A 25,879-nucleotide genomic window follows, 5' to 3' on the forward strand; every position below is an offset into this window, starting at 1 on the left:
TCCCGGCGTCCGTACCATCGCCGCCGTGCCAACGCTGTCCGATCTCGGACAACTCCCGAAGCGCCTGGTCCTCGGCCGTCCCGTGCGCAGCGACCGGCTCGGGGAGTCCCTGCTGCCCAAGCGCCTGGCGCTGCCCATCTTCGCCAGCGACCCGCTCTCCTCCGTGGCATACGCCACGCAGGAGATCCTCATCGTCCTCACCCTGGCCGGGACGGCGTTCCTCTACCTGGCCCCCTGGCTGGCGATCGCCGTCGTCCTGCTGCTGGTGACCGTCGTCCTCTCGTACCGCCAGGTGGTGCGGGCCTATCCCTCGGGCGGCGGCGACTACGAGGTCGCCATGAAGAACCACGGGCAGTTCGCCGGGCTGACCGTGGCCAGCGCGCTGCTCGTGGACTACGTGCTCACCGTGGCGGTGTCGGTGGCGGCCGGCACCGACAACATCATCTCGGCGTTCCCGGCGCTCAACGAGCACCGCGTCGCGCTCGCCGTCGGGCTGGTGGCGCTGCTCGCGGCGGCCAACCTGCGGGGCCTGCGCGAGTCCGGCCGCACCTTCGCCGTCCCGACCTACCTGTTCATCTCCGGCATCCTGGTGATGATCGTCACCGGGTTGGTGCGCGACCTGTTCACCGGATCGCCGGTCGTCGCCGAGAGCGCGGGATACACCATCACCCCCGAGCCCGGGTTCGAGCAGGTGACCGGCCTGGCGCTGGTCTTCTTCGTGCTGCGCGCCTTCGCCTCCGGGTGCACGGCCCTCACCGGCGTCGAGGCGATCGCGAACGGCGTCCCGGCGTTCAAGCCGCCGAAGAGCCGCAACGCCGCCACCACGCTCGCGCTCATGGGCGGCATCGCCGCGACGATGTTCTCCGGCGTCACCGCGCTGGCCCTCGCGGCCGACGTGAAGTACGCCGAGCACCCGTGCGACCTGGTGGGCTTCACCGCCTGCGAGACCGAGCCGCAGCGGACGGTCATCGCGCAACTGGCCGCCGCGACGTTCGGCGGGCCGACGTCGCCGGGCTTCTTCTACATCCAGGCGGCCACCGCACTGATCCTCATCCTGGCGGCCAACACCGCGTTCAACGGGTTCCCGCTGCTGGGCTCGGTGCTGGCCCAGGACCGCTTCCTGCCCCGGCAGCTGCACACCCGCGGCGACAAGCTGGTCTACAGCAACGGCATCCTGTTGCTGGCCGGGTTCGCCGCGCTGCTCATCGCCGCCTTCGACGCCGACGTCAACCGGCTGATCCAGATGTACATCGTCGGGGTCTTCACCAGTTTCACGATCGGTCAGTGGGGGATGGTCCGGCACTGGAACCGGGAGCTGCGCTCGGAGGACGACGCGCAGGCCCGCCGCCGCATCCGCCGGTCGCAGGCGATCAACGCCGTCGGCGGCAGCCTGACCACGATCGTGCTGGTGATCATCGTCGTCACCAAGTTCACCCGCGGGGCGTGGCTGGTCCTGCTGGTGATGCCGGTGCTGTTCCTGCTGATGAAGGCGATCGACCGGCACTACTCGCACGTCGCCGAGCAGCTGGTGCCCGACACCGACTCGCGGCTGCTGCCCAGCAAGGTGCACGCCGTCGTGCTCGTCTCCAAGGTCCACAAGCCGACGCTGCGGGCGCTGGCCTTCGCCCGGGCGACCCGGCCCGACCACCTCACCGCGCTGACGGTCAACGTGGACGACGCCGAGACGCGGGCCCTGCAGCAGCAGTGGGAGCGCTACGACATCCCCGTGCCCCTGACGGTGGTGGAGTCGCCGTACCGGGAGATCACCCGGCCGGTCGTGGACTTCGTCAAGTCCATCCGCCGGGACAGCCCGCGCGAGCTGGTGGTCGTCTTCGTGCCGCAGTACGTCGTCGGCCACTGGTGGGAGAACGTGCTGCACAACCAGAGCGCGCTGCGGCTGCGCGCCCGCCTGCAGTTCCAGCCCGGCGTCATGATCACCACGGTGCCCTGGCAGCTGGAGAGCTCGATCGGCCGGGAGGACGCCGGACTGCGCGGCATCGGGCCCGCGCCCGGTGACCTGCGCCGGGGCCTGACCGACGAGGCGGAGCACACGCCCTATGGATGAAGGCGGAGGACCCCGTCCTCACCCCTCGGAGCAGGACCCCGCTGGCCCCCGCCGCTCGCAGGCTCGCGGCGGGGCCCTGCAGCGGGGCCGGAAGCGGGCGGCGGGCCCCGACCGGGGCGCGGGCTGGACCGGCCGCGAGTTCGAGGTCACCGTCGGCCCCGTGGCCCACGGCGGGCACTGCGTCGCCCGGCACGAGGGGCGGGTCGTCTTCGTGCGGCACACGCTGCCCGGCGAGCGGGTCGTCGTCCGGGTCACCGAGGACCGGCATCCCGGCTTCTGCCGCGCCGACGCCGTCGAGGTGCTCCAGGCCGCTCCCGACCGGGTGCCGCGGCCCTGCCCGTACAGCGGCCCGGGGCGCTGCGGAGGCTGCGACTGGCAGCACGTCACGCACGAGGGGCAGCTGCGGCTCAAGGCCGCGGTGGTCCGCGAGCAGCTGACCCGGCTCGGCGGGCTGTCCGGGGACGACGCCGTCGTGCGCGACCTCGTCGTCGAGGCGTTGCCCGGCGGTCCGCTTCGCTGGCGCACCCGTGCCCGCTTCGCCGTCGACCGCGCCGGGGCCCCGGGGCTGCGCCGGCACCGCTCGCACGACCTGGTGCTGCTCGACGACTGCCCGATCACCGTGGAGCCGGCCGCGGCCGCCGTTCTCGACCGCCGCTGGCCCGGCGCCGGCGCGGTGGACGTCGCCGTCGACTCCGCCGGCACGGTGACCACCACCCGGCTCGACCGCCGGGGCCGGCCGCAGTCGACGCGGGTGCTGCGTGCCGGCGAGGACGAGGGCGGGTCGGACGACGGCACGGCGCCGGCCGGCCGGGCCGCGCGCTGGGCCGCCGGGCGCGACTGGGAGGTCGAGGGCACCGGCTTCTGGCAGGTGCACCCCGCCGCGGCCGACGCGCTCACCGCGACCGTGGCCGAGTTCGCCGGCGTGCGGGCGGGGGAGACGGTGCTCGACCTCTACGCCGGGGCCGGGCTGTTCGGCGGCACGCTCGCGCCCGCGGCCGGGGATGCCGGCCGGGTGGTCTGCGTGGAGGCCGACGAGGCCGCCTGCGCCGCCGCCGAGGCCAACCTCGCCGCGCTGCCGCAGGCGGAGGTCTGGCAGGGCGAGGTGGACGCCGAGGGGCTCACCGAGCTGCTCGCCGAGCTGGGCGGGGCCCCCGACGTCGTCGTCCTCGACCCGCCGCGGGCCGGTGCCGGGGCGGCGGTCAGCCGGGTGCTCGCCGACGCCGGTCCGCGCGCGGTCGTCTACGTGGCCTGCGACCCGGCGGCGCTGGCGCGCGACGTCGCCGCCTTCGCTGCGGGCGGCTACCGGCTGACCGGGCTGCGCGGCTTCGACGCCTTCCCGATGACCGCGCACGTGGAGTGCGTGGCGCTGCTCGAGCGCGCCTGACGGGTCAGTCCCGGTCGCGCTTCTTCTGCTTCTTCTGCTTGCGGTCCTTGTTCTCGCGGTCCGGGGCGGGGGTCGCCGCGGTCTCCGTGGCCTCCGTCGGCGTCGGTGCCGCCGACGGGGTCGACGGCACCGCCTGCGGGACGGCGGGGACGGCGGCCTGCACGGTCGGGGCCGGGGCGACCGGCTGGGGGGCAGCCGGCTGCGGGACCGACGGCTGCGGGACTGACGGCTGCGGGACTGACGGCGCCGGGGCGGCCGGGGCCCGCGGTGCCGGGGTGGAGGACGACGCGACCGACGGCGAGGGAGCCGACGGCGACGCTGCGGGCGCCGGCTGCTGCACCGGCGACGAGGCCCGCGCGGGGCTGTCGGCGGCGGGCGTGGCGGCCGGTGCCCCGGCGGCGGTCGGCGTCCCGGCGTCCGCGGGCAGGGGTGCGGCGGAGGAGGGGACCGGGACCTCGCTCTCGGCCGTGCGGACGGCGTCGCCGACGTCGCGGGGGCGCTCGGCGTTCCCGATCCCCCCGGCCCGGACGGCGTCGCCGACCTCCCCGGCCCGGACGGCGTCCCCGACGCCGCTGGAGGAGGCGTCGACCGTGCCGTGCACCGCCGTGGTGCCCGGCCCGGACACCCCGCCGTCGTCGGCCGCGACGGCGCCCAGGCCGGCGGCCATGCCGACGAAGGACAGCATCCCGAGAGCGGTCGTCGCGAACCGGGGCGGGCGGGCGCCCTCGGGGTGCGGGCGCGACAGGCGGAGCATGCGGGTGGTCCCCTCGGCGGTGCGGGTGGCGGGTGTGGGGCGGTGGTCGGACGGAGAGCCCGGGAGGGCGGCACTCGGCTCTGCACACGCAGAGCGTTCGGACGGCCGCGCTAGGTGACGGTAACCCGGACGGCGCCGTGACGGAAGGGTCCGGCCGGGATCCGGTCGGCCGGCCCGGGGAGGAGGAGGGCGACCGGCTACGGTGGCAACTCGTGACCACCTGGGAGTACGCCTCGGTCATCACGGCCAACGACGCGGAGTCGCAGCGCGCAGGGGTGAGCGTCAAGCTCCCCGGCGGCCAGCTGGAGCGCCAGGCGGGTGACACCAGCTCGGTGCTCAACCGGCTGGGGAGCGAGGGCTGGGAGCTCGTGAGCTACCACTCCAGCGGCGCGGGCACCTGGGGCTTCGAGCAGTTCTGGCTCAAGCGCCCCACCTCCTGATCGAGGACCCCCTGCCCCCGCCGCTCCCGAGCTCGGGGCGGCACCCTGCAGGGGGGCGAGGGGGATCGCCGCTCTCGCCGCGCGGCGGGTCGAACGTGTGTTCGGCCGTTGGGGCAGACTGCTGCGGTGGACGCTTCGCTGCCGCCGGGCTGGCCCGCCGCCGTGCGACCGCCCGGCGCCCCCGACTGGGAGCACACCGCGGTGGCCTGGCTGTTCGACCTGGTGCCGCCGGACTACCGGGCGCACGAGGTGCTGCGTCGCTACCCGGTGCTGCTCGCCCGCTTCGCCCGCGACCACGTCGCCGCCGGGCTCGAGGCGGCGCGGTCGGGGTGGCGCACGGTACGGGTGGAGCTCGCCGACGAGCTGCCGGCCGACGCGATGGAGGCGGCGATCACCGCCTACGAGCGGGAGGGGGCCCGGCTGGCGGCCGCCGCCCGCGGGATCGAGGCGGTGGCCGGTGCGCTGCGGGGCGAGCGCTGGGTACCGCGGCTGTGAGCCGGCATCCAGCCGCGGTGCTCGGCCGGAAGGGGGAGGAAAGCGCGGATACAGTGGGTCGGCGGCCGTCGCGACGCCGCTCCTGCCGCCGATGGAGAGGACGCACCCCCTCGTGTCGCTCCTGCGATCGCTCCACGACCCCGACGACCTGAAGGCGCTCCCGGCCGACCAGCTGCCGGCACTCGCCGCCGAGATCCGCGACGCACTGGTCACCAGCGTCGCCAGGACCGGCGGGCACCTCGGGCCCAACCTCGGTGCGGTCGAGCTGACCATCGCCCTGCACCGGGTCTTCGACTCCCCGCGTGAGCCGATCGTCTTCGACACCGGCCACCAGAGCTACGTGCACAAGATGCTCACCGGCCGCGTGGAGGACTTCGCGCGGCTGCGCCAGCGCGGTGGCCTCTCCGGCTACCCGAGCCGCGCCGAGAGCGAGCACGACTGGGTGGAGAACAGCCACGCCTCCACCTCGCTGTCCTACGCCGACGGGCTGGCCAAGGCCTTCGCCGTCCGCGGCGAGCAGCGCCCCGTGGTCGCCGTCATCGGCGACGGAGCGCTCACCGGCGGCATGGCCTGGGAGGCGCTGAACAACATCGCCGGTGCCCAGGACCGCCCGGTGGTCATCGTCGTGAACGACAACGGCCGCTCCTACTCGCCCACGATCGGCGGCGTCGCCGACGCGCTGGCCTCGCTGCGGCTGCGCCCGGGCTACGAGCAGGCGCTGCTGCAGGTCCGCCAGGCGCTGCACCGCGCCCCGGTGGTCGGCTCGGCGCTCTACGACGCGCTGCACGCCATCAAGAAGGGCCTCAAGGACGTGCTCTCGCCGCAGGGCATGTTCGAGGACCTCGGCCTGAAGTACATCGGCCCGGTCGACGGGCACGACGTCCGGGCGGTGGAGTCCGCGCTGCGCCGCGCCCGCTCCTTCGGCGGGCCGGTCATCGTGCACGCCGTCACCACCAAGGGCTTCGGCTACCCGCCGGCCGAGACCGACCAGATCGATGCCTGGCACGCCACCGGCGTCTTCGACCCCGACAGCGGGGCGAGCCCGGCCGCCAAGGGCCGGGACTGGACGACGGCCTTCTCCGACGAGCTGGTGCGCATCGGCGTCGAGCGCTCCGACGTCGTCGCCATCACCGCGGCGATGCTGCACCCGACCGGCCTGGCCGCCTTCGCCGAGCGCTTCCCGGAGCGCACCTACGACGTCGGCATCGCCGAGCAGCACGCGCTCACCTCGGCCGCGGGCCTGGCGATGGGCGGGCTGCACCCGGTGGTCGCGGTCTACTCGACCTTCCTCAACCGGGCCTTCGACCAGTTGCTCATGGACGTCGCGCTGCACCGCCAGCCGGTCACCGTCGTCCTGGACCGGGCCGGCGTCACCGGCAGCGACGGCGCCTCGCACAACGGCATGTGGGACATGTCGATCCTCTCCGTCGTCCCCGGGCTGCGGCTGGCCGCGCCGCGGGACGAGGCGACCCTGCGGGAGGCGCTGCGCGAGGCGGTCGAGGTGACCGACGGGCCCAGCGTCGTCCGCTTCCCGAAGGGGGTCCCGCCGGTCGACGTCCCGGCGCTGGAGCGGCGCGGCCCGGTCGACGTGCTGCGCCGCGGCGGGCAGCAGGAGGTGCTGCTGGTCGCGGTCGGCTCGATGGTCCCGATGTGCCTGGCCGCCGCCGAGCGCGCCGCCGACCACGGCATCGACGTGACCGTCGTCGACCCGCGCTGGGTGCTGCCGGTCCCCGCGGAGCTCGTGGCGCTGGCGTCCGGTTTCCGGCTGGTCGTCACCGTCGAGGACGGCGGCCGGGCCGGCGGCGTGGGCACCACGCTCACGCAGGCGCTGCAGGACCGCGGCGTCGACGTCCCGCTGCGGTCGCTGGGCCTGCCGCAGGCCTTCCTCGAGCACGGCAGCGTCGGCCAGGTGCTGGCCGACGCCGGCCTCACCGAGCAGGACGTGGCCCGGCGGATCGCCGAGTGGACGGCCGTGCTCGCCGAGCGTTCCGAGGGCAGCGTCGCCGAGGTGGTCGAGGAGCGGCCGTGATAGCCGAGATCCAGGTCGCGCCCTCGCCGGCCGGGACGCCCGAGGACCCGCACGCGTACGTCGAGGCGGCGGTCCGCGTCATCCAGGCGTCCGGCCTGCGCCACGAGGTGGGCGCCCTCGGCACGACCCTCGAGGGGGACGACGACGCGGTGTGGGCGACGCTGCGGGCCGCGCACGAGGCGATGCTGGCGGCCGGCGCGTCGACCGGGCTCTCGCACGTGAAGATCGCGTCGGTCGGCCGGACGATGGAGAGCCTCACCGCCAAGTTCCGGTGAGGGCGCGGAGGGCGCACCTCCGCCGTCCTGGCTCACCGTCCCGGGTCCTGGCTCACCACCGGTGGTGAGCCAGGACCCGGGACGACCAGCTCAGCTGATCGCCGACGCGGCTCCTCAGGCGGGGAGCGAGGCCACCCCGCGCGGCAGGAACCGGGAGCCGGTGACCTGCTCCGAGACCCCGGCGCGGTCGAGGTAGGCGGAGATCCCGCCCAGCCAGAACGGCCAGCCGGCGCCCAGGACCATGCAGAGGTCGATGTCCTGCACGGCCTGGACGACGCCCTCGTCGAGCATCAGCCGGATCTCCTGGGCCAGGGCCTCGACCGCGCGCCGGCGCACCTGCTCCTCGGTCAGCGGGGAGTCGCCGGAGTCGATGCCGGCGAGGTCGGGGTCGACGACGCCGGGCTCGCTGTAGACCGAGGACTTGCCGAGCTCGACCATCCGGCGCAGCCCCTCGCCCACGGCGAACCGGTCGGGGAAGGCCTCGTGCATGCGCTCGGCCACGTGCAGCGCCACCGGCGGGCCGACGAGCGTGAGCAGCTCGAACGGCGTCATCGGCAGCCCCAGCGGGTCCAGCGCCCGGTTGGCGACCGCCACCGGGGTGCCCTGCTCCACCGACGCGGTGACCTCGCCGAGGAAGCGGGTGAGCAGCCGGTTGACCACGAACGCCGGGGCGTCCGCGACCAGCACGCACGACTTCTTCAGCGACTTGCCCACGGCGAAGGCGGTGGCCAGCGTGGCGTCGTCGGTCCGCTCGGCGCGCACGACCTCCAGCAGCGGGAGGACGGCGACCGGGTTGAAGAAGTGCAGGCCCACGACCCGCTCGGGGTGCTCGAGCTCGGAGGCCATCTCGGTCACCGACAGCGCCGAGGTGTTGGTCGCGAGCACGCACTCGGGGGAGACGACGGCCTCCACCTCGGCGAACACCTGCTGCTTGACCGACATCTCCTCGAAGACGGCCTCGATGACGAGGTCGGCGTCGGCGAAGACGTCCTTGGACAGCGAGCCGCTCACCAGGCCCTTGAGCTGGTTGAGCCGATCCGGGTTCAGCCGCCCGCGCTGGGCGAGCTTGTCGAGCTCGCCGTGCACGTAGGACACGCCCTTGTCCACGCGCGCCTGGTCGATGTCGGTGAGCACGACCGGCACCTTCAGCTGGCGGACGAACAGCAGCGCCAGCTGCGAGGCCATGAGGCCCGCGCCCACGACGCCGACCTTGGTGACCTTGCGGGCCAGCGACTTGTCCGGCGCGCCGGCCGGCCGCTTCGCCCGCTTGTTGACCAGGTCGAACGAGTAGAGCGAGGCCCGCAGCGGGTCGCTCATCAGCAGCTCGGTGAGCGCGTCGTCCTCGGCCCTGGTGCCGGCCGTGAAGGCGTCGCCCTCGACCCCGTTGCGCGCCAGGTCGAGCAGCTCGACCGAGCGCACGGCGCCCGGGGAGGCGTTGCGGGTGCGCGCGGCGACGATGCCGCGGGCCCGCTCGATGGCGGCGTCCCAGGCCGACCGGTCCACCTCGGGACGGTCGACCGTCACGGAGCCGCCGAGCACCCCGACGGCCCACTCGAGCGACCGCTCCAGGAAGTCGGCCGGCTCGAAGAGCGCGTCGGCGATGCCCAGCTCCGCGGTCTTCGACGCCGGAGTCATCTTGTTCTGCGCCAGGGCGTTCTCGACGATGACCGTCACGGCGGGGTCGATGCCGATCAGGTTGGGCAGCAGCTGCGTGCCGCCCCAGCCGGGGACCAGGCCGAGGAAGGCCTCGGGGAAGGCGACCATGGTCGTCGAGGCCATCGTGCGGTAGCCGCAGTGCAGCGCCAGCTCCAGGCCACCGCCGAGCGCGACACCGTTGACGAAGGCGAACGTGGGCACCGACGAGTCCTTCAGCCGGCGGAACACCCGGTGGCCGGTCTCGGCGATCTCCCGCGCCGCGGCCGCGTCGGTGACCGCCGGGACGCCGGAGAGGTCCGCGCCGACGGCGAAGACGAACGGCTTGCCGGTCACGCCGATCGCCACGGGGGCGGGGGAGTGCGCCGCGATCTCGTCCAGGGCGGCGTCCAGCGAGGCCAGCCCGCCGGGGCCGAACGTCGACGGGCGGGTGTGGTCGTGCCCGTTGTCGATCGTGATCAGCGCGAACTCGCCGGAGAGGCCGGGCAGGTTGAGGTACCGGACCTTCGCCTCGGTGACGACCTCGTTCTCGAACACCGCGGTCACTCGTCGCCCTCCCAGTTCGGGTTCTCCCAAATCACGGTGGCGCCCATGCCGAGGCCCACGCACATGGCGGTGAGGCCGTAGCGGACGTCGGGGCGCTCGGCGAACTGGCGGGACAGCTGGGTCATCAGGCGGACGCCGGAGGAGGCCAGCGGGTGGCCGACGGCGATGGCGCCGCCCCAGGGGTTGACGCGCTCGTCGTCGTCGGCGATGCCGAAGTGGTCGAGGAAGGCGAGCACCTGGACGGCGAAGGCCTCGTTCAGCTCGAACAGGCCGATGTCCCCGATGGACAGGCCGGTGCGGGCCAGCGCCTTCTCGGTGGAGGGCACCGGGCCGATGCCCATGACCTCTGGCTCGACGCCGGCGAAGCCGTAGCCGACCAGGCGCATGCCGATGTCCAGGCCCAGCTCCCGGGCGACGTCCTCGGCGGCGAGCAGGCAGCCGGTGGCGCCGTCGTTCAGACCCGCGGCGTTGCCGGCGGTCACGTGCCCGTGCGGGCGGAACGGCGTCTTCAGCGTGGCCAGGCCCTTGAGGGTGGTCTGCGGCCGCGGCGGCTCGTCGACGGTGGCCAGGCCCCAGCCCTGCTCGGCGCTGCGCGTGGAGACGGTGACCAGCTCGGGGCCGATCTGCCCGTTGGCGACGGCCTCGGCGTACTTCTGCTGGCTGGCCAGCGCGAAGGCGTCGGCGCGCTCCCTGATCAGGTGCGGGAAGCGGTCGTGCAGGTTCTCGGCGGTGGAGCCCATGACGAGGGCGGAGCCGTCGACGATCTTCTCGCTGAAGAACCGCGGGTTCGGGTCGGCGCCCTCGCCCATCGGGTGGCGGCCCATGTGCTCGACACCGCCGGCGATCGCGACGTCGTAGGCGCCGAAGGCGATGCCCGACGCGGTGGTGGTCACCGCGGTCACGGCGCCGGCGCACATGCGGTCGATCGCGTAGCCGGGTACGGACTTCGGCAGCCCGGCCAGCAGCGCGGCGGTGCGGCCGATGGTCAGGCCCTGGTCGCCGACCTGCGTGGTGGCGGCGATGGCCACCTCGTCGACGCGGTCGGCCGGCAGCGCCGGGTTGCGGCGCAGGAGCTCGCGGATCACGCGCACGACCAGGTCGTCGGCGCGGGTCTCGGCGTACATGCCCTTCGGGCCGGCCTTGCCAAAGGGGGTGCGCACGCCGTCGACGAAGACGACCTCACGCAGCGAGCGGGACATGTGACCTCCGCAGAACTCGGTACCGGCACCCGGCGGGTGCGGCACCGCTCAAGTTACCCGTCGGTAACCCGCGGACCAAGCACGACGCGTCACCCTCCGGAGGCAGCTCCGGACGGCGGGATCGCCGGCCCCGTCGCGGGTCCCGCAGGCCCCGTCCCGAGGCTCGACGCGAGCTGGCGAGGGGAGAGGGACGGGGTCCCTCGGTCAGGCGCGGTTGAGGGCGTCGGTGAGCAGGTCGCGGGTCAGTCCGACCTGCCACTCGCGGGCGCCGCCGGCGCGCAGCGTCGCGGCGACGGTCTCCGCGTCCCGCGGCTCGGGCGGGGTCCACATCAGCCGGCGCACGAGGTCGGGGGAGAGCAGGTTCTCCACCGGCACGGTGTGCGTGGCGGCCAGCTCGGACAGCCCAGCGCGGGCGGCCTGCAGCCGGGTGGCGGCGGCCGGGTCGCGGTCGGCCCAGCGGTTCACCGGCGGCGGGCCGTCACCGGGGCGGCTGTGCGGGGGCAGCTCGGACTCCGGCAGCTCCCGGCCGCGGGCCAGCGCCCCGAACCAGGTGCCGACCAGCTTGCGGTTGGCCCGGCCGCGGAAGACCGGCAGCTCCAGCAGCGCGGCCTCGGTGCGCGGGTCGGCCTGCACCGCCGAGACCATCGCCGCGTCGGGCAGCACCCGCCCGGGGGCGACGTCGCGGCGGCGGGCCAGCTCGTCGCGGGCCTGCCAGAGCGAGCGCAGCATGCCCAGCTGCCGGCGGTTGCGCAGCCCGTGCACCCCCGACGTCCGCCGCCAGGGGTCGGCCCTGGGCGCGGGCGGCCCGGCGGCGAGGATCGCCTCGAACTCCTGCCGCGCCCACTCGGTCTTGCCCTGTTCCTCGAGGATGGCGGCCAGCGCGTCGCGCAGGTCGACGAGCACCTCGACGTCCAGCGCGGCGTAGACCAGCCACTCCTCGGGCAGCGGGCGGGTGCTCCAGTCGGCGGCCGAGTGCCCCTTCTGCAGCGAGTACCCCAGCAGCGACTCGACGACGGCGCCCAGCCCGACCCGCGGCACTCCGGCGAGCCGGGCGGCGAGCTCGGTGTCGAAGACGCGCGTCGGCACCAGGCCGATCTCGGCCAGGCAGGGCAGGTCCTGGTTGGCCGCGTGCAGCACCCACTCCGCGTCGACGACGGCCGACTGCACGACCGAGAGGTCCGGCAGCGGGACGGGGTCGATCAGCCCGGTGCCGGCGCCGGCGCGGCGCAGCTGCACCAGGTAGGCCCGCTGGCCGTAGCGGTAGCCGGAGGCGCGCTCGGCGTCGACGGCGACCGGGCCGCTGCCGACGGCCAGCGCCTCGGCGTACTCGACGAGCGCGGTGGAGGTCTCGATGACCGGGGGCAGCCCGTCGCGGGGGGCGAGCAGCGGGACCGCCGGGGGAGTGGTCGGCTCGTCGTCCTGCGCAGGGATGGGCTGGGTGCTCAGGGCTGGTCCACCTTCTCGCCCGTCTCGACAGCGTGGTCAGCGCGCGGTTCCGCGGCGGGGCCGCAGCAGGCCCCGGGAGAGGGGCGCCGGCGCGGGGGTGTCGAACACCCCCGGGACACCGATGTTACGGAGTGCCCTCGTTCTGCGAACCGGAGGGACCCAGCAGCCGGACGCCCGGCGGCGGCAGCCCGGCCGCGCTGCCCAGCACGTCCAGCCACGCGGTGAGGTGACGGTCGAGGTGGGTGTCCTCCGCCGTCCAGGAGGCGCGGATCTCGACGTCGACCGAGTGCTCGGGGCCGGCGAGCTCGCCGAACCGGGTCGAGGCGGTGCGGGTGACGGTGCCGCCGAGGGCGTGCGACGCGGCGCCGCACTCCTCGAGGGCGTCGGTCAGCCAGCTCCAGGCGACCTCGGAGAACATCGCGTCGTCGACCATGTGCTCGTCGGTGGTGGCCGACAGGTAGCCGACGCAGCGGGTGGTGCCCGCCCAGGACTCGTGGCCGGCCGGGTCGTGCAGCACGATGAACCGCCCGCTGGCGACCTCGACCTCCTCGTCGCCGTCGGGCTCGGTGACCAGCGCGCCGACGGCGTACGCGTGGGGCGCCAGCCGCTGGGGGGCGGGGATGGCCTCCAGGACGATCTCGGGGCGGGCGGTCACGCCGGCCAGCGCCTCCAGGGCAGCACGGAACTCCGCCGGCGGCTCGTCGCCGGATCGGTCCGCGCCGTGGCCGGCACCGGCCAGGCTGGAAGGCTCCACGTTCGCAGGGTAGGTCGCCGGACCGCCCCGTGCCGCCGACGCGCCGCGCGGGTTCTGGGAGGATGGGACGTCGTGACCGCTGTTGCCGACCCCGCGCCGACCCCCGCGTCCTCTCCCGCCGACTCGGACCTGGTGCGGGCGGCCCGCGGCCTGCCGGTGCGGCGCACCCCCGTCTGGTTCATGCGCCAGGCCGGCCGCTCGCTGCCGGAGTACCGCGCGCTGCGGGCCGGCACGCGGATGCTCGAGGCCTGCCAGGACCCCGACCTGGTCACCGAGATCACCCTGCAGCCGGTGCGCCGGCACGGGGTGGACGCCGCGATCCTCTTCTCCGACATCGTGCTGCCCCTGGTCGTGGCCGGCGTCGACATCGAGATCAAGCCCGGGGTCGGCCCGGTGGTGGCGCACCCGGTGCGCACCGTCGCCGACGTCGACGCGCTGCCGCCGCTGGAGCCCGACCGGCTGGCCTTCCTCGCCACCGCCGTCCGCCGGCTGGTCGCCGAGCTGGGCACGACGCCGCTCATCGGCTTCGCCGGGGCGCCGTTCACCCTCGCCACCTACCTGATCGAGGGGGGCCCGTCCAAGGAGCACGCCCGCACCAAGGCCTTCATGTACGCCGAGCCCCAGGCGTGGGGCCGGCTGCTCGACCGGCTCGCGGTCTCCGCGGCGACCTTCCTGAACACCCAGGTGGACGCCGGCGCCTCGGCCGTGCAGCTGTTCGACTCCTGGGCCGGCGTCCTGTCCGCGGCCGACTACGCCGAGCGGGTGCTGCCGCACTCGCGCGCCGTCCTCGACGGGCTGGGCGACCGGGACGTGCCGCGCATCCACTTCGGTGTCGGCACCGGTGAGCTGCTGCCGCTGATCGGGGACGCCGGGGCCGACGTCGTCGGCGTCGACTGGCGGGTGCCGCTGGACGAGGCCGCCCGCCGGGTGGGCCCGCACCGCTCGCTGCAGGGCAACCTCGACCCCGCCGTCCTGCTGGCCGACCGCGCCACCGTCGACCGCGAGGTGCGCCGGGTGGTCGAGCAGGGCCGGGCCGCGCGCGGGCACGTGTTCAACCTCGGCCACGGCGTCCTGCCCGAGACCGACGCCGGCGTGCTCACGCACGTGGTCGAGCTGGTCCACGAGCTGACGACCAGATGAGCCGGCTCGTCGTCGTCGGTGCCGGGATCACCGGCCTGGCCGCCGCGTTCGAGTGGCACCGGCGGCGCCCGGACGACGAGGTCGTCGTCCTCGAGGCCGGCGACCGCATCGGCGGCAAGCTCGACCGCGTCGAGCTTGCCGGGCACTGGTACGACACCGGCCCCGAGGCGATGCTCGCGCGGGTGCCGGAGGCGGTGCAGCTGGTCGAGCGGCTCGGCCTGGCCGACCGGCTGGTCGCCCCGGCCACCACGCAGGCGGCGGTGGTGCTGCCCGACGGCCGGTTCCCGCTGCCGGCCGGCACCGTGCTCGGCGTCCCGGCGTCGGCGGAGGGCCTCGACGGCGTCCTGACCCCGGAGGGGATCGCCCGGGTGGCCGCGGAGGCGGAGCTGCCGCCGCTGGTCCTGGACGGCGACGTCGCGGTCGGGGGTCTGCTGCGTGCCCGGCTCGGCGACGAGGTCGTCGACCGGCTGGTCGAGCCGCTGCTCGGCGGCGTGTACGCCGGGCGGGCCGACGAGCTGTCGCTGATCGCCACCATGCCGCAGCTGGCGGCGCACCTGCCCGCCGCGGGGTCGGTGCTGGGCGCGGCGGCCGCCGCCCGCGACGCCGGGGCGCGCAGCCGCTTCGACGCGGGCGGCCCGGTGTTCGTGACCGTGACCGAGGGCATCGGCTCGCTGCCCGCCGCGCTGGTCGCGGCCTCGGGCGCCGAGGTCCGGCTGCGCACGCCGGCGCACGGCCTGGTGCGGACGCCGTCGGGCTTCGAGCTGTCGATCGGCCGGGCCAACGCCCCCCAGCGGCTGAGCGCGGACGCCGTCCTGGTGACCGCGCCGGCGCCCAAGGCCGCCCGGCTGCTGGCCGGGGTCGCGCCCGGCGCGGTCGAGCCGCTGCAGGGCATCCCGTACGCGTCGATGGCCGTCGTCGCCATGGCCTTCCCGGCGCAGGAGGTGGCCGCCGGGTCCGGGCTGCTGGTGCCGCCGGTGACCGGCCGGCTGGTCAAGGGGGTCACCGTCTCCTCGCGCAAGTGGCCGCACCTGGACGGCGGGCACCTGCTCGTGCGCTCGTCGGTGGGCCGGTTCCGCGACGAGCGCGAGCTCCAGCGGGACGACGACGACCTGGCCGCCGCCGTGGTCGCCGACGTCGCCGACCTGCTGCAGCTGTCCCGGCCCGAGCCGGTCGCCACCCGCGTCGTCCGCTGGGGTGGCGGGCTGCCGCAGTACCTGGTCGGCCACCAGGAGCGGGTGGACGCCGTCCGCGCGGCCGTCAGCGCGGTGCCGGGGCTGGCGATCGCCGGGGCGGCGTTCCGCGGCGTCGGCGTACCGGCGTGCATCCGCGACGCCCACCACGCGGTCGACGCGCTGCTCTGAGCCGGGGGCCGCCGCGGCGCCCGGAGGCGGCAGTCGACCCGGTGCCGCGCGGCGAGGAGGGGCGCGCGACTTGCTCGCGCTGGACCATGGGGTCTCTTCCCGTCCCCGCTCGCCCGGTGGAGGAGCCCCTCATGACACAGCGCCGGTTGCCACGGTGGTCGGAGTTCAAGCCCCTCCTGCAGGTGCAGCCGGTCACCCTGGACCGGACGGCCCGGCGACTGCGCCGGGCCGCATCGGTGGAGGACCTGCGGGAGCAGGCCCGGCGGCGCGTCCCCCGGGCGGTGTTCGACTACACCGACGGCGGGGCGGGTCGCGAGGTCGGCCTCCGCCGCTCCCGGACGGCGTTCGACCGGGTCGAGTTCGTGCCGAGCGTGCTCCGGAACGTCTCCTCGGTCGACGTCTCGACCACCGTCCTGGGTCGCCCCGCGGCACTGCCCCTGGTCCTGGCACCGACCGGGTTCACGCGGATGATGAACCACCAGGGCGAGCCCGCCGTGGCGCGTGCCGCGGCCCGGGCCGGGGTGCCGTACGCCCTGTCCACCATGGGGACGACGTCGCCGGAGCGGCTGGTCGCCGAGGCGCCGGACGGGCGGCGCTGGTTCCAGCTGTACCTGTGGCGCGACCGTGCCGCCAGCACCGAGATCGTCCGGCGCGCGGCCGGGAACGGCTACGAGGCCCTGGTCCTGACCGTGGACACCCCGGTGGGCGGCCTGCGCCTGCGCGACGTGCGCAACGGGATGACGATCCCGCCGGCGCTGACCGCCCGGACGATCCTCGACGGGGCCCGGCACCCGTCGTGGTGGGTGAACCTGCTGACCACCGAGCCCCTGGAGTTCGCCTCGCTGAACTCCTTCGCCGGGACGGTGTCCGACCTCGCCAGCCAGGTGTTCGACCCGAGCGCCACCCTGGCCGACGTCCGGTGGCTGCGCGACCAGTGGTCCGGCCCGCTGATCGTCAAGGGCCTGCTCACGGTGGACGACGCGGTCGCGGCCGTGGACGCCGGCGCGGACGGCGTCGTCGTCTCCAACCACGGCGGCCGCCAGCTCGACCAGTCGCCGACCCCGCTGGAGCAGCTGCCGGCCATCGCCGAGGCGATCGGGGACCGGGCCGAGGTCTACGTCGACGGCGGGGTCATGTCCGGTTCGGACGTCATGGCCGCCGTCGCCCTGGGCGCCCGCGCGGCGCTGGTCGGCCGGGCCTACCTCTACGGCCTGATGGCCGGGGGAGAGGCCGGGGTCGACCGGGTCCTGGAGATCCTCCGGCGGGAGATGGTCACGGCCATGCAGCTGACCGGGGTGACGTCGGTGGCCGAGCTGACCAAGGAGCGGGTCCGCCTCCGGTGAGGCCGGCCGGTCGCTGACGCCGGACGTGGTGGACGCCACCGCTGCCGTGGCATGGGACCCGGGCCGGGGGCGTTGAGTCCGGCGTGAGTTCCGTGCACCACCCTGTCCGACCCGTTCCCCGACCCGCCCGCTGCCTGCGGCACCACGTGTGGATGGCCGCGTGCAGCGACTGCCGCGACGCCCACACCGGGCCCGCCCGCGACCTCCGGGAGACCAGTTCGGCCTCCCGCTGAGCGAGGACCTCCCTGCCCCCGCCCCTCGCGAGCTCGCGGCGGGCCCCGTGCGGGGAGGCCACCGCCGCCGCCCGCCCACCGTCGGGCGGGCGGCGGTCGCCCGGCACCGCGGGGGATGATGGGGACATGAGCGAGCACACCGACCAGCGCAGCATCGGCAAGCGGGCGAACGAGTTGAACGCCACCATCCGCTACACGATGTGGTCGGTGTTCCGGCTGGCCCGCCCGCTGGGCGACGAGCAGCGCACCACCGTCGCCGACGAGGTGCAGGGGCTGCTCGACGAGCTCGCCGGCAAGGACGTCGTCGTCCGCGGGACCTACGACGTGAGCGGCCTGCGCGCCGACGCCGACCTCATGGTCTGGTGGCACTCCTCGACCCCCGAGGCGCTGCAGGAGGCCTACACGCGGCTGCGCCGCACCGCGCTGGGCCGGCACCTGGAGCCCGTGTGGTCGCAGATGGCGCTGCACCGGCCGGCCGAGTTCAACCGCAGCCACATCCCGGCGTTCCTCGCCGACGAGGAGCCGCGCCGCTACGTGTGCGTCTACCCGTTCGTGCGGTCCTACGAGTGGTACCTGCTGCCCGACGAGGAGCGCCGCGCGATGCTCGCCGAGCACGGCCGGATGGCGCGCGGGTACGCCGACGTCCGCGCCAACACCGTCGCCTCGTTCGCCCTCGGCGACTACGAGTGGATGCTCGCCTTCGAGGCCGACGAGCTCCACCGCATCGTCGACCTCATGCGCGAGCTGCGGGCCTCGACCGCCCGGCGGCACGTCCGCGAGGAGGTGCCGTTCTACACCGGCGTCCGCAAGCCGGTCGCGGAGCTGGTCGCCGACCTGCCGTGACGCCTCCTCCGCCCGTGCCCCGTCCGGACGGCGGACGACGGCTGCGGGCCGTCCGGCGCACCTGCACCCTCGACGCGCCGGCCGAGGTGGTCTGGCGGGCGCTGCGGTCCCCGGCGACCCTGGTGCACGTCGCCGCTCCCGTGCTCCGCATGCCGGCACTCGAGGGGCGGCACCGGCCCTGGCAGCAGGGTGAGTCGGTGAGCACCCGGCTGCTGCTCCTCGGGGTGCTGCCCCTCTCGCAGCACACCCTGCGGATCGACGTCCTCGACGACGCGGCGATGACCGCGCGCACGGAGGAACACGGCGGCCCGGTGTCGGTCTGGCGTCACCACATCACCGTCGAACCGGCCGGGCCCACCACCTGCCGCTACACCGACGAGGTCGAGGTCGGCGCCGGACGGCTGACCGGTCTCGTGCAGGCCCTCGCCGGCGGGTTCTTCCGCTGGCGGCAGCACCGCTGGCGGCAGCTCGCCCCGGTGCTGGCCGCCGCCACGTCCCCGGGACGAGCCTGGGGGCGGTTCCCCCGTGGGGGACCGCCCTCGGCCGCACGCATCCGGGCGGGGATCAGCCCTGGGCGGGCTCCAGCCGGATCGAGACGCTGTTGATGCAGTAGCGGTCGCCCGTCGGGGTCTGCGGGGCGTCGTCGAAGACGTGGCCGAGGTGGCTGTGGCAGGTGCCGCAGAGGACCTCGGTGCGCACCATCCCGTGGCTGCGGTCCTCGCGGAGCACCACGTTGTCGGCGGACGACGGCTCGTAGAACGACGGCCAGCCGCAGTGCGAGTCGAACTTCGTCTCCGACCGGAACAGCTCGGCCCCGCAGGCGCGGCAGCTGTAGACGCCCTGCGTCTTCGTGTCGACGTACTCCCCGGTCCACGGCCGCTCGGTGCCGGCCCGGCGGAGGACGGCGTACTCCTCGGGCGACAGCTGCGCCCGCCACTCCTCGTCGCTCTTGCTGACCTTCGGCTGGTTCTGCGCGGACGTCGTCATGCGCTCAACGGTACGAGCCGCCGCCACCGGCCGACCCGGGTGACGGCGCGGCGGCGCACCCGGCGGAGACTGGACGGGTGCGCTCGCTGGACACCCCGCTGCCCGACGTCTGGTTCACCCGCGACCTGCCGGTGCTGCGTGCGATCGCCCGGCTGGTCGACGGGCCGGAGCACGGCGGCAACCCCTACCTCGGTCAGGTGGTGCCGGCGAGCGGGCTGCCCAAGCCGGAGGTGACGGCGGCGGCGCGGGCGCTGGTGTCGGCGGGCTACGTCGAGGCGCTGACGAACTACGCCGGCGAGATCGTGCGGTTCACCGGGGTCTCGGCCGAGGCCCGGCGGCTGACCGGGCTCTGGCCGACGCCGCAGGGGGAGTGGGACCGGCTGCTCGAGCAGCTCGGCGCCCGGGCGCAGAACGCGCCGACCGACGTGGAGCGGGCCCGGTGGCGGGCGTTCGCCGACGCCGCGGCGGCGGTGGGGCCGGACGCCGGCGCGCTGCTGATGTCGGCTCTCATCGGGGGGTACGTGCCCCGGGCCCGTTAGCCCCGGGAACGACGGCGCCCCCGCCCGGCTGAGCCGGACGGGGGCGCCGTGCTGATCGGTCGATCAGAGCGGGTGGACGTTCGCCGCCTGCGGGCCCTTCTGGCCCTGCTCGATGTCGAACGAGATCCGCTGGCCTTCGTCGAGCGAGCGGTACCCGCTGGTCTGGATGGCCGAGTAGTGGACGAAGACGTCCGGTCCGCCACCGTCAGGGGTGGCGAAGCCGAACCCCTTCTCGGCGTTGAACCACTTGACAGTTCCTTCGGGCATTGCTCGCTCCTAGCTGAGGTGGTGCATCGGGGTCCTGCCAGTGCGCAGGGCCTTCCCGACGGCGACGACCCTAGCGGTCGAACGGGCCCCGCGGGGCGCTGGGGCGACCGCGCCGGGTCTTGCGGCGATCGTGCGGCTGTCTCGTCGGCGTGCTGCGGAGCGGGCCGGATCGTCGTTGCTGCCGGGACGGGCCCGGCCTCGAACGGAACGGACTCTCGCCATGACCGCCACGCTCTCCACCGACCCGATCGTCCTGCTCGACGTCGAGGACCTCGCCGAGGCCGACCTGGACGCCGACCTCACCGAGCGGCTGGAGCTGGAGGGCCGGGTGTACCTGCGCCAGGACGCCGCGGGCGCCCCGGCCGACGAGGTGCGGCGGCTGGTCGCCGGCACGGGCCCGCGGCCGACCCCGGCGGACGCCGTGTCGCTGGCCCGGGCGATCCGCCGGGGCGGTGCCGCCGCGGCCGCCGTCCACGACCTGGGCCTGAAGGCCGCGATGCTCGCGGGCTGAGGCCGCGCGGTGTGCAGGCACCCGCGTCCCCCTCGTGGGATCGCGCTGGGTGCACGGACCGCCGTCAGAGCAGGCGCCCGGGGTCCTCGGGGAACGGGCGGCCGCGCGACGGGACGGCGTAGTCCCCGCCGGGTGCGGGCCCCCGGGAGCGGCCGGCCGGCAGCGCCAGCGGCTCCGGTCGCCAGGAGGACACGGTGATCGTCCCGGGCTCGTCCCACGACTCCGCGACGAGCCGCGCGCGCTCCTCGCGCCAGGCCAGCATCGAGCGGTGCCAGCGGCGACCGCCGACGTCCGCCCCGACCAGGACGGCGATGCCGACGGCCACGGTCAGGCAGGCGTTGGCCACCGCGGTGGCGACGTCCAGCGCGGTCAGCTGCGGCCAGCCGATCGCCTCGATCTGGGCGCCGACGATCTCGACGACGACGTAGAGCACGCCGTAGACCAGGAACGAGACCCGCACCGTGCACCTCCTCCGTCGTGGACCGGACACGTCCTCAACGGCAGGTCGGAGGCGACGGCGTCGTCCGCGCGGGCGTCCGTCACCCGTCCGGGTGACCGGTCAGGGCTGCAGCACCTCGTTCCACGGGCGCACCGCCCAGCTGGCGACCACGCCGTTCACCACGAACGGGTCGCCGGCGACGAACTCCTCGGCGGCCTCGCGGGTGGTGAAGACGCCCATGGCCTCGCCGTTCATCGGCTCGTCGAAGGTCCCGACCATCAGCAGGTCCCCGCGCCGGGCGAACTCCTCGACCCGCGCCGAGTGCGCGGGGTAGTTGAGCTGGGCCAGCGGCAGGAAGTCCTCGACCGCCCGGTAGGTCATCACGTACTTCATGGCCGGGCATCCTGGCCCGACCGGGGCCTCCCGTGCGTGCTCGGCGCACCGGCGACGGCGTCACGCGGACGGGCAACAGCTCGCTGCGGATCCGGCACGACAGGGCACGGTTCCCGGGTGACCACGCCGCTGGTCGCCGTCCTGGTGATCGCCGTGGGTCTGCCCCCTGCTGGCGTGGTGGGTGGCCCGCCCGCCCTACCGGCCGCGGCTGCGCCCGGGCGCCGAGCCGGACCCGTGGCGGGACCCGGTCCGCCGGCACGGGCTGTCGGCGGGGGAGGCGGCACGGGTCGCGGCGGACGTCCCGCGCGGACTGCGGCTGCCGGACCCGCGGCTGCGCCGGGCGGCCGTCGACCGGGCCCGGGATCTCCCGGCGCAGGAGCAGGTCCGGTTGCCGCGGACCCCGCGGGCCCGCGGGGTCGTGGCCGTGCTCGTGGCCGTCTGCGGAGCCACCGCACTCGGTCTGCTCGTCTCCCAGCTCGCCTCGGGGAGGGGATCGACGTCCCGTGGGGCGTCGTCGCCGTCCGGGTGGCCACCGGCGTCCGGGGCGGGCGCCGTCGTCGCGCGCTGCGGAGGACCGTCGAGCTGGACGACGGGTCCGCCGCCGACGGCAGCCGAGCTCGCGGGATCGTCAGCGGAAGCCGCGGCGCACCCACCGGCGCGGCAGCCCGACCTGCGCGGCGGGGCCTCCGCGCTCGCCCGGCCGGACTGCACCCAGCGCTCGCGAGAGCGCTGCGGGCAGGTAATTGAAGCTTCAAGCGATGGTGTGTATGGTGAGTTCTGCTTGAGACTTCAAGTGCCTGGAGGGCTGATGAGCGGCACACCGTCCGCGTTCCCGCACCCCGCGCCCGGCGAGACGCCGGTGGACCGCACCGCCGGGCGGGCCCGGGCGATCGGCTCCCGGGCCGACGTGGCCACCACCGCCCCTGCCCGCTACGCCAAGCAGCTGATCGCGCACCTCGGCCGCAAGGTGCCCTTCACCGGCGACGCGGTCACCGCGCCGGCGACCGCGGTGATCGGCGCGGCCACCGCCGGGATCGTCGTCGGCGAGGGCGTGCTGACCCTGGAGGCCGCCGGCGACGACGAGGAGTCCGTCGCGCGGGTCGAGCAGGTGCTCGGCAGTCACCTGGAGCGGTTCGCCCAGCGCGAGGGCCTCACCGTGCGGTGGGTGCGCGACGCCGGTGCCCCGACCGCCACCCCCGTCCCGCCTCCCGAGGAGTCCGCATGACCACGCCCGCCCCCACCACGCCCGCCCCCACCACGACCGCCGTCGCCGACGCCCGCATCCCGGCCACGCACCCGTTCGCCGCCCACCTGCGGCGCACCGCCGCTCTCGAGGCCACCGCCCCGCACCGCGTCTGGACGCCGGAGGACGGGCCGCTGCCGAGCCTCTACCTCTCCCACGGCGGCGGGCCGATGCCCTTCCAGAGCCCCGAGTGGCTCGACCCGCTGCACGACTGGGCCCGCGCGCTGCCCAAGCCGAAGGCGATCCTGGTCGTCTCCGCGCACTGGGAGTCCGCCCCGCTGTCGCTGAGCGCCGCCCGGCCCAGCGAGCTGGTCTACGACTTCGGCGGCTTCGACGCCCTGTACCACACGTTCCGCTACGACACCCCCGACGCCGGCGAGCTGGCCCGGCAGGTCGTCGGTCTCGTGCCGGACACCGAGCAGGTGCACCAGCACGCCCGCCGCGGCCTGGACCACGGCGCCTGGGTGCCGCTGAAGATCATGTACCCGGCGGCCGACGTCCCGGTGCTGCAGCTGAGCCTGCCCACCGAGGACCCCGACGCGCTGCTGGCCCTCGGCGAGCGGCTGCGGCCGCTGCGCGAGCAGGGCGTGCTGGTCGTCGGCTCGGGCCACATGACCCACGGCCTGCCGTTCCTGACCCGGGAGATGTTCCTGGAGAACCAGGTGCCGGGCTGGTCGGCGGACTTCGACGCCTGGGCCGCCGACGCGCTGGCCCGCGGCGACGTCGCCGAGCTCGCCCGCTTCCGCACCGCCGCCCCGGGGATGCCCTACGCGCACCCCACCGTGGAGCACTTCACGCCGCTGTTCGTCACCCTCGGTGCGGCCACCGACCCGACCGCGCCGGTGCTCACCACCCTCGACGGGTACGGCGTCGGCCTCTCCCGGCGGTCCTTCCAGGCGGCGTAGCACGACGGGCGCCACCACGACCACCGGCCTCGCCGTGCCCCCGGGCGACGGCGAGCCGCGCTGGCTGGACGAGGCGGAGACGGCCGCCTGGCTGCCGCTGGTCCGGCTGGTGACCCTGCTGCCGCCGCGGCTGGGCGGACAGCTGCGCGAGGACGCCGGCATCGGCCACGTCCACCACCAGATCCTCGCCATGCTCTCCCAGGGCCGCGACGAGGACCTGCGGATGAGCGAGCCGGCCGGACGCACCCCCGCCGGTCGGGCCGCACTCGATCAGGTCGTCCCGGGGCACGTCGCCGAGGTCCGCCGGCTGGTGTTCGACCAGCTCATGTCCCACGAGGTCGACCAGCTCACCGGCATCGCCACCGAGCTCCTCGACGCCGCGTCGAGGTGACGGGTCCACCCGAGGAGATCCACCGGGCTGCTGGACGCGACGACCCGGCAGTGGTCGCGAGGGTTGGTCGACCGGCTCGGGCTCGTCACGGCTCGCCCCGTCGATCCGAGGGGGCGCGCGACCTCGTCCGGGGGCGTCGCGGCCGACGGGGCGCGCCGCTGGGCAGGGGAGCCCTGGCGGGGGAGCGGGCGGCCCCGGCACTCGCGACGACGACCAACGCGACCGCGACCAGCTGCAGCGGGGTGAGGACCTGGCCGAGGACGATCAGGCCCGCCATGGCCGCCGCGGCCGGTTCCAGGCTCATCAGCACGCCGAACACCCGGCTGGCGAGGGCGCGCAGCGCGGTCAGCTCGAGGGCGTAGGGCACCACCGACGACAGCAGGGCCACCAGGAGCCCGACCAGGAGCACATCGGGCGCTGCCAGTGCCGATCCGGCCGAGGTGAGTCCGATCGGCAGCACCATGAGCGCGGCTGCCCCGCTGGCCAGGGCCAGCCCGTCCAGCCCGGTGGTGCGGCGCCCGGTCTCGGCCGAGAGCAGGATGTAGCCCGCCCAGCACGCACCCGCGGCGAGGGCGAAGGCCACCCCGGCCGGGTCCAGCCCGGTCAGCGAGCCGTACCCGAGCAGGAACACGCCGGCGGCGGCCATCAGCACCCAGCCGAGGTGCTGCAGCCGGCGGGACAGCACCGCGGCCAGTCCCAGCGGCCCGAGGAACTCCACGGTGACCGCCGCGCCGATCGGCATCCGTGCGAGCGCCTCGTAGAACAGCCCGTTCATCGCGGCCAGCGAGAGTCCGAAGGCGGCGATCACGGCCCAGTCGCTGCGCGAGCGGCCCGACCAGCGGGGGCGGACCAGGAGCAGCAGCACGAGCGCGGCACCGCACAGCCGCAGGGTCACCATGCCGGCCGGGCCGGCCCGGTCGAACATCGTCGCGGCCAACGCCCCGCCGAACTGCACCGAGAGGATGCCGCCGAGCACCATGCCGACCGCCGCGCCCCTCCCGGGTGCGGCCCATCGGCGGAGCAAGGAGGCGCGTCCATCGGCGGCGGTGGTCGGCGGAGAGGTGCTCATGTCCGATGCGGTTCCCGGGAGCGCTGCGGTGGGTGGGCGCCCCCGACGCTAGGCACCGTCCCGCCGCGGACGGAAACCCGATCCCCCGATCCGTGCGTCATGGGCACGGCGTCCGAGCCCCGCCAGGTGGGGCCGTCCGCGCTCCCACCCAGGAACCGACCATCACCGAGCCGCGGCCCGGGTCGGGTCGGGGTCACTGCTCGGCGGCGTCAGCTCCGCTCGGGCCTCGCTCCTCGCTCCCGGACCGCGCGCCCGAGGACTGCGTGTCCGTGCGCTCCAGGCGCTGACGGATCGCCGCGACGTTGAGCGCCAGGTCCTCGAGCGCCTCGACGGCGCGCGTGGCGAGCGCGAACGAGAGGTTCTCGCGCTGCTGATCGACGCTGGGCTCGCGGTCGCCCCGGGAGATCTCGGAGCGCTCGCCCGGACGACGCGTCGCATCCGCCCACGGGTCGTCGTCGCTGCGCGGACCGCCGAACAGCTCGCGCAGCATCCGCTGCGCCAGCTCGAGGAACTCGCCCGGGTCGGGCCGGTCGGTCGCCATCCGGTTCCCCTCTCAGCTCGTGTCGAGCACGTCGCGCGGACCGGGGGTCCCCGGCCCGCGACGACACGACCAACCTACGACCAGCAGGGCGCCGTCAGCAGCCGGTGGCGGTCGACGACGTCCGGTGGTGGAGGACCCCTCCGAGCGGCAGCTGCCGACAGGGAGCCGTGATGACCGAGCCGACGACCGCAGGCCTTGGTCGCCCGGATGTCGGCGGCAGCCGGCCTCCCGGGCCCGGCTGCTCGTGTTCCGACGAGATGGCCGGCGCTCCGGTACGGGCACCGACCGCTGTGCGTGACCCGGACTGGTGGTGGGCCGCCGGGGGGTCCGAGAACGGCCGAGGTTGCTGCGCGGCCGAAGCGCACCCGCTCTCGACCGTCCGCGGGCCGGGGACCTCGGGCCGGGCCATCGTGCCGTTCGGCCCTCCTCCGGGCGGCGACTCCTGGATGCACCCAGGAGACAACTGGTGCGACGCCTGACCGCGTGACCCCGCCTCGGCGTCCGTAGAGGTGGTGATCACCGTGTGAGTTGTCCGCGGGGGTCGACGAGACCGGTCACGTCAGTCCGGGCGCGCAGCGGTCGAGACACTGACGTCGTCCAGGAGCTGGACTCGAGCGCCGGCCCGACACACGCC

The 25,879-nt window shown here is 75.4% G+C and carries 27 protein-coding genes; 16 read left to right on the top strand and 11 right to left on the bottom strand.

Annotated elements, in window-relative coordinates; all coding sequences use genetic code 11:
* Positions 1-25: 25 nt before the first annotated feature.
* Both BLS21_RS09400 and BLS21_RS09405 read left to right on the top strand, forming a co-directional pair.
* Complete coding sequence (locus tag BLS21_RS09400; RefSeq protein WP_091216906.1) at positions 26-2,065, top strand: APC family permease; 2,040 nt, start codon at positions 26-28, stop codon at positions 2,063-2,065.
* A 76-nt stretch (positions 2,066-2,141) separates the two neighbouring features.
* Positions 2,142-3,449, top strand: a complete 1,308-nt coding sequence (locus BLS21_RS09405; RefSeq protein WP_281241929.1) for a class I SAM-dependent RNA methyltransferase — start codon at positions 2,142-2,144, stop codon at positions 3,447-3,449.
* A 4-nt stretch (positions 3,450-3,453) separates the two neighbouring features.
* On the opposite strand, the gene BLS21_RS09410 is transcribed toward BLS21_RS09405, so the two are convergent.
* Positions 3,454-4,203, bottom strand: coding sequence for a hypothetical protein (locus BLS21_RS09410; protein WP_091216912.1), 750 nt, complete (start codon positions 4,201-4,203; stop codon positions 3,454-3,456).
* A 212-nt stretch (positions 4,204-4,415) separates the two neighbouring features.
* Here BLS21_RS09410 and BLS21_RS09415 point away from each other — a divergent pair, with 212 nt between their 5' ends.
* The 4 genes from BLS21_RS09415 to BLS21_RS09430 all read left to right on the top strand — a co-directional run bounded on the left by BLS21_RS09415 (position 4,416) and on the right by BLS21_RS09430 (position 7,442).
* Entirely contained in the window at positions 4,416-4,643 is a 228-nt protein-coding gene (locus BLS21_RS09415; RefSeq protein WP_072918693.1) for a DUF4177 domain-containing protein, read from the top strand.
* A 126-nt stretch (positions 4,644-4,769) separates the two neighbouring features.
* The gene (locus BLS21_RS09420) at positions 4,770-5,138 is read left to right on the top strand and encodes a hypothetical protein (protein ID WP_091216914.1); all 369 of its coding nucleotides are present in this window, start codon (positions 4,770-4,772) and stop codon (positions 5,136-5,138) included.
* Positions 5,139-5,250: 112 nt separating this feature from the next.
* Complete coding sequence (dxs, locus tag BLS21_RS09425) at positions 5,251-7,167, top strand: 1-deoxy-D-xylulose-5-phosphate synthase (RefSeq protein WP_091216917.1); 1,917 nt, start codon at positions 5,251-5,253, stop codon at positions 7,165-7,167.
* Positions 7,164-7,442 (top strand): thiamine-binding protein, encoded by a 279-nt coding sequence (locus BLS21_RS09430; protein WP_091216920.1) that lies wholly within the window; start codon positions 7,164-7,166, stop codon positions 7,440-7,442. Before dxs ends, BLS21_RS09430 begins: the two co-directional genes overlap by 4 nt.
* A 114-nt stretch (positions 7,443-7,556) precedes the next feature.
* Here the strand turns inward: BLS21_RS09430 and BLS21_RS09435 are convergent, their stop codons facing one another.
* The 4 genes from BLS21_RS09435 to BLS21_RS09450 all read right to left on the bottom strand — a co-directional run bounded on the left by BLS21_RS09435 (position 7,557) and on the right by BLS21_RS09450 (position 13,040).
* Positions 7,557-9,641: a 3-hydroxyacyl-CoA dehydrogenase NAD-binding domain-containing protein gene (locus tag BLS21_RS09435; protein WP_091216922.1), complete on the bottom strand. Its 2,085-nt coding sequence runs from the start codon at positions 9,639-9,641 to the stop codon at positions 7,557-7,559.
* Positions 9,638-10,840 carry a thiolase family protein gene (locus tag BLS21_RS09440; RefSeq protein ID WP_091216924.1) on the bottom strand — a complete coding sequence of 401 codons (1,203 nt, stop codon included), beginning with the start codon at positions 10,838-10,840 and terminating at the stop codon, positions 9,638-9,640. The genes BLS21_RS09435 and BLS21_RS09440 overlap by 4 nt, the downstream gene beginning before the upstream one ends.
* Before the next feature lie 204 nt (positions 10,841-11,044).
* On the bottom strand, positions 11,045-12,286 hold the full coding sequence (locus tag BLS21_RS09445) for an HRDC domain-containing protein (protein ID WP_091216928.1): 1,242 nt from the start codon (positions 12,284-12,286) through the stop codon (positions 11,045-11,047).
* Positions 12,287-12,410: 124 nt separating this feature from the next.
* Positions 12,411-13,040 carry a DUF3000 domain-containing protein gene (locus BLS21_RS09450; protein ID WP_091216930.1) on the bottom strand — a complete coding sequence of 210 codons (630 nt, stop codon included), beginning with the start codon at positions 13,038-13,040 and terminating at the stop codon, positions 12,411-12,413.
* A 72-nt stretch (positions 13,041-13,112) separates the two neighbouring features.
* On the opposite strand from BLS21_RS09450, the gene hemE reads away from it, so the two are divergent.
* The 5 genes from hemE (at position 13,113) to BLS21_RS09475 (ending at position 18,565) form a co-directional block, all read left to right on the top strand.
* Entirely contained in the window at positions 13,113-14,180 is a 1,068-nt protein-coding gene (gene hemE / locus BLS21_RS09455) for a uroporphyrinogen decarboxylase (protein ID WP_091216933.1), read from the top strand.
* Entirely contained in the window at positions 14,177-15,541 is a 1,365-nt protein-coding gene (gene hemG / locus BLS21_RS09460; protein WP_091216935.1) for a protoporphyrinogen oxidase, read from the top strand. The genes hemE and hemG overlap by 4 nt, the downstream gene beginning before the upstream one ends.
* Positions 15,542-15,672: 131 nt before the next feature.
* Positions 15,673-16,884: an alpha-hydroxy acid oxidase gene (locus tag BLS21_RS09465; protein WP_091216938.1), complete on the top strand. Its 1,212-nt coding sequence runs from the start codon at positions 15,673-15,675 to the stop codon at positions 16,882-16,884.
* A 359-nt stretch (positions 16,885-17,243) separates the two neighbouring features.
* Positions 17,244-17,960 carry a hydrogen peroxide-dependent heme synthase gene (gene hemQ / locus BLS21_RS09470; protein WP_091216941.1) on the top strand — a complete coding sequence of 239 codons (717 nt, stop codon included), beginning with the start codon at positions 17,244-17,246 and terminating at the stop codon, positions 17,958-17,960.
* Positions 17,961-17,974: 14 nt separating this feature from the next.
* Positions 17,975-18,565 carry an SRPBCC family protein gene (locus tag BLS21_RS09475; protein ID WP_091216943.1) on the top strand — a complete coding sequence of 197 codons (591 nt, stop codon included), beginning with the start codon at positions 17,975-17,977 and terminating at the stop codon, positions 18,563-18,565.
* On the opposite strand, the gene msrB is transcribed toward BLS21_RS09475, so the two are convergent.
* The gene (msrB, locus tag BLS21_RS09480) at positions 18,525-18,947 is read right to left on the bottom strand and encodes a peptide-methionine (R)-S-oxide reductase MsrB (RefSeq protein ID WP_091216946.1); all 423 of its coding nucleotides are present in this window, start codon (positions 18,945-18,947) and stop codon (positions 18,525-18,527) included. The genes BLS21_RS09475 and msrB overlap by 41 nt on opposite strands.
* 77 nt (positions 18,948-19,024) lie before the next feature.
* Here msrB and BLS21_RS09485 point away from each other — a divergent pair, with 77 nt between their 5' ends.
* Entirely contained in the window at positions 19,025-19,486 is a 462-nt protein-coding gene (locus BLS21_RS09485; protein WP_245700235.1) for a hypothetical protein, read from the top strand.
* A 63-nt stretch (positions 19,487-19,549) separates the two neighbouring features.
* Here BLS21_RS09485 and BLS21_RS09490 read toward each other — a convergent pair whose 3' ends face one another.
* Positions 19,550-19,753 (bottom strand): cold-shock protein, encoded by a 204-nt coding sequence (locus BLS21_RS09490; protein WP_091216949.1) that lies wholly within the window; start codon positions 19,751-19,753, stop codon positions 19,550-19,552.
* A gap of 220 nt (positions 19,754-19,973) precedes the next feature.
* On the opposite strand from BLS21_RS09490, the gene BLS21_RS09495 reads away from it, so the two are divergent.
* A complete protein-coding gene (locus tag BLS21_RS09495) occupies positions 19,974-20,264 on the top strand; it encodes a hypothetical protein (RefSeq protein WP_091216950.1) in 291 nt (96 codons plus the stop codon).
* Positions 20,265-20,328: 64 nt separating this feature from the next.
* Here the strand turns inward: BLS21_RS09495 and BLS21_RS09500 are convergent, their stop codons facing one another.
* Together BLS21_RS09500 and BLS21_RS09505 are read right to left on the bottom strand one after the other, a co-directional pair.
* The gene (locus tag BLS21_RS09500; RefSeq protein WP_091216953.1) at positions 20,329-20,724 is read right to left on the bottom strand and encodes a hypothetical protein; all 396 of its coding nucleotides are present in this window, start codon (positions 20,722-20,724) and stop codon (positions 20,329-20,331) included.
* A 99-nt stretch (positions 20,725-20,823) separates the two neighbouring features.
* Positions 20,824-21,096, bottom strand: coding sequence for a YciI family protein (locus BLS21_RS09505; RefSeq protein ID WP_091216956.1), 273 nt, complete (start codon positions 21,094-21,096; stop codon positions 20,824-20,826).
* An 808-nt stretch (positions 21,097-21,904) separates the two neighbouring features.
* Between BLS21_RS09505 and BLS21_RS09510 the strand changes: the two genes are divergently transcribed.
* The 3 genes from BLS21_RS09510 to BLS21_RS09520 are packed head-to-tail and all read left to right on the top strand — an operon-like array spanning position 21,905 to position 23,635.
* The gene (locus tag BLS21_RS09510) at positions 21,905-22,321 is read left to right on the top strand and encodes a DUF2218 domain-containing protein (RefSeq protein WP_091216958.1); all 417 of its coding nucleotides are present in this window, start codon (positions 21,905-21,907) and stop codon (positions 22,319-22,321) included.
* Positions 22,318-23,244: a dioxygenase family protein gene (locus tag BLS21_RS09515; RefSeq protein ID WP_091216962.1), complete on the top strand. Its 927-nt coding sequence runs from the start codon at positions 22,318-22,320 to the stop codon at positions 23,242-23,244. The genes BLS21_RS09510 and BLS21_RS09515 overlap by 4 nt, the downstream gene beginning before the upstream one ends.
* A 34-nt stretch (positions 23,245-23,278) precedes the next feature.
* Complete coding sequence (locus BLS21_RS09520) at positions 23,279-23,635, top strand: hypothetical protein (RefSeq protein ID WP_091216965.1); 357 nt, start codon at positions 23,279-23,281, stop codon at positions 23,633-23,635.
* A gap of 85 nt (positions 23,636-23,720) precedes the next feature.
* On the opposite strand, the gene BLS21_RS09525 is transcribed toward BLS21_RS09520, so the two are convergent.
* Together BLS21_RS09525 and BLS21_RS09530 are read right to left on the bottom strand one after the other, a co-directional pair.
* Positions 23,721-24,659: an EamA family transporter gene (locus BLS21_RS09525; protein WP_245700236.1), complete on the bottom strand. Its 939-nt coding sequence runs from the start codon at positions 24,657-24,659 to the stop codon at positions 23,721-23,723.
* Positions 24,660-24,897: 238 nt separating this feature from the next.
* A complete protein-coding gene (locus BLS21_RS09530; RefSeq protein ID WP_091216970.1) occupies positions 24,898-25,245 on the bottom strand; it encodes a hypothetical protein in 348 nt (115 codons plus the stop codon).
* Positions 25,246-25,879 lie beyond the last annotated feature (634 nt).

The sequence above is a fragment of the Geodermatophilus siccatus genome, from assembly GCF_900103785.1.
Classification (GTDB): Bacteria; Actinomycetota; Actinomycetes; order Mycobacteriales; family Geodermatophilaceae; genus Geodermatophilus; species Geodermatophilus siccatus.

Bases quoted from the DNA above. Each gene is read 5' to 3' on its own strand.
- BLS21_RS09410 (WP_091216912.1), bottom strand. From the start codon at position 4,203: ATGCTCCGCCTGTCGCGCCCGCACCCCGAGGGCGCCCGCCCGCCCCGG.
- BLS21_RS09440 (WP_091216924.1), bottom strand. From the start codon at position 10,840: ATGTCCCGCTCGCTGCGTGAGGTCGTCTTCGTCGACGGCGTGCGCACC.
- hemG (WP_091216935.1), top strand. From the start codon at position 14,177: ATGAGCCGGCTCGTCGTCGTCGGTGCCGGGATCACCGGCCTGGCCGCC.
- BLS21_RS09465 (WP_091216938.1), top strand. From the start codon at position 15,673: ATGACACAGCGCCGGTTGCCACGGTGGTCGGAGTTCAAGCCCCTCCTG.
- hemQ (WP_091216941.1), top strand. From the start codon at position 17,244: ATGAGCGAGCACACCGACCAGCGCAGCATCGGCAAGCGGGCGAACGAG.
- msrB (WP_091216946.1), bottom strand. From the start codon at position 18,947: ATGACGACGTCCGCGCAGAACCAGCCGAAGGTCAGCAAGAGCGACGAG.
- BLS21_RS09490 (WP_091216949.1), bottom strand. From the start codon at position 19,753: ATGCCCGAAGGAACTGTCAAGTGGTTCAACGCCGAGAAGGGGTTCGGC.
- BLS21_RS09495 (WP_091216950.1), top strand. From the start codon at position 19,974: ATGACCGCCACGCTCTCCACCGACCCGATCGTCCTGCTCGACGTCGAG.
- BLS21_RS09505 (WP_091216956.1), bottom strand. From the start codon at position 21,096: ATGAAGTACGTGATGACCTACCGGGCGGTCGAGGACTTCCTGCCGCTG.
- BLS21_RS09510 (WP_091216958.1), top strand. From the start codon at position 21,905: ATGAGCGGCACACCGTCCGCGTTCCCGCACCCCGCGCCCGGCGAGACG.
- BLS21_RS09515 (WP_091216962.1), top strand. From the start codon at position 22,318: ATGACCACGCCCGCCCCCACCACGCCCGCCCCCACCACGACCGCCGTC.
- BLS21_RS09530 (WP_091216970.1), bottom strand. From the start codon at position 25,245: ATGGCGACCGACCGGCCCGACCCGGGCGAGTTCCTCGAGCTGGCGCAG.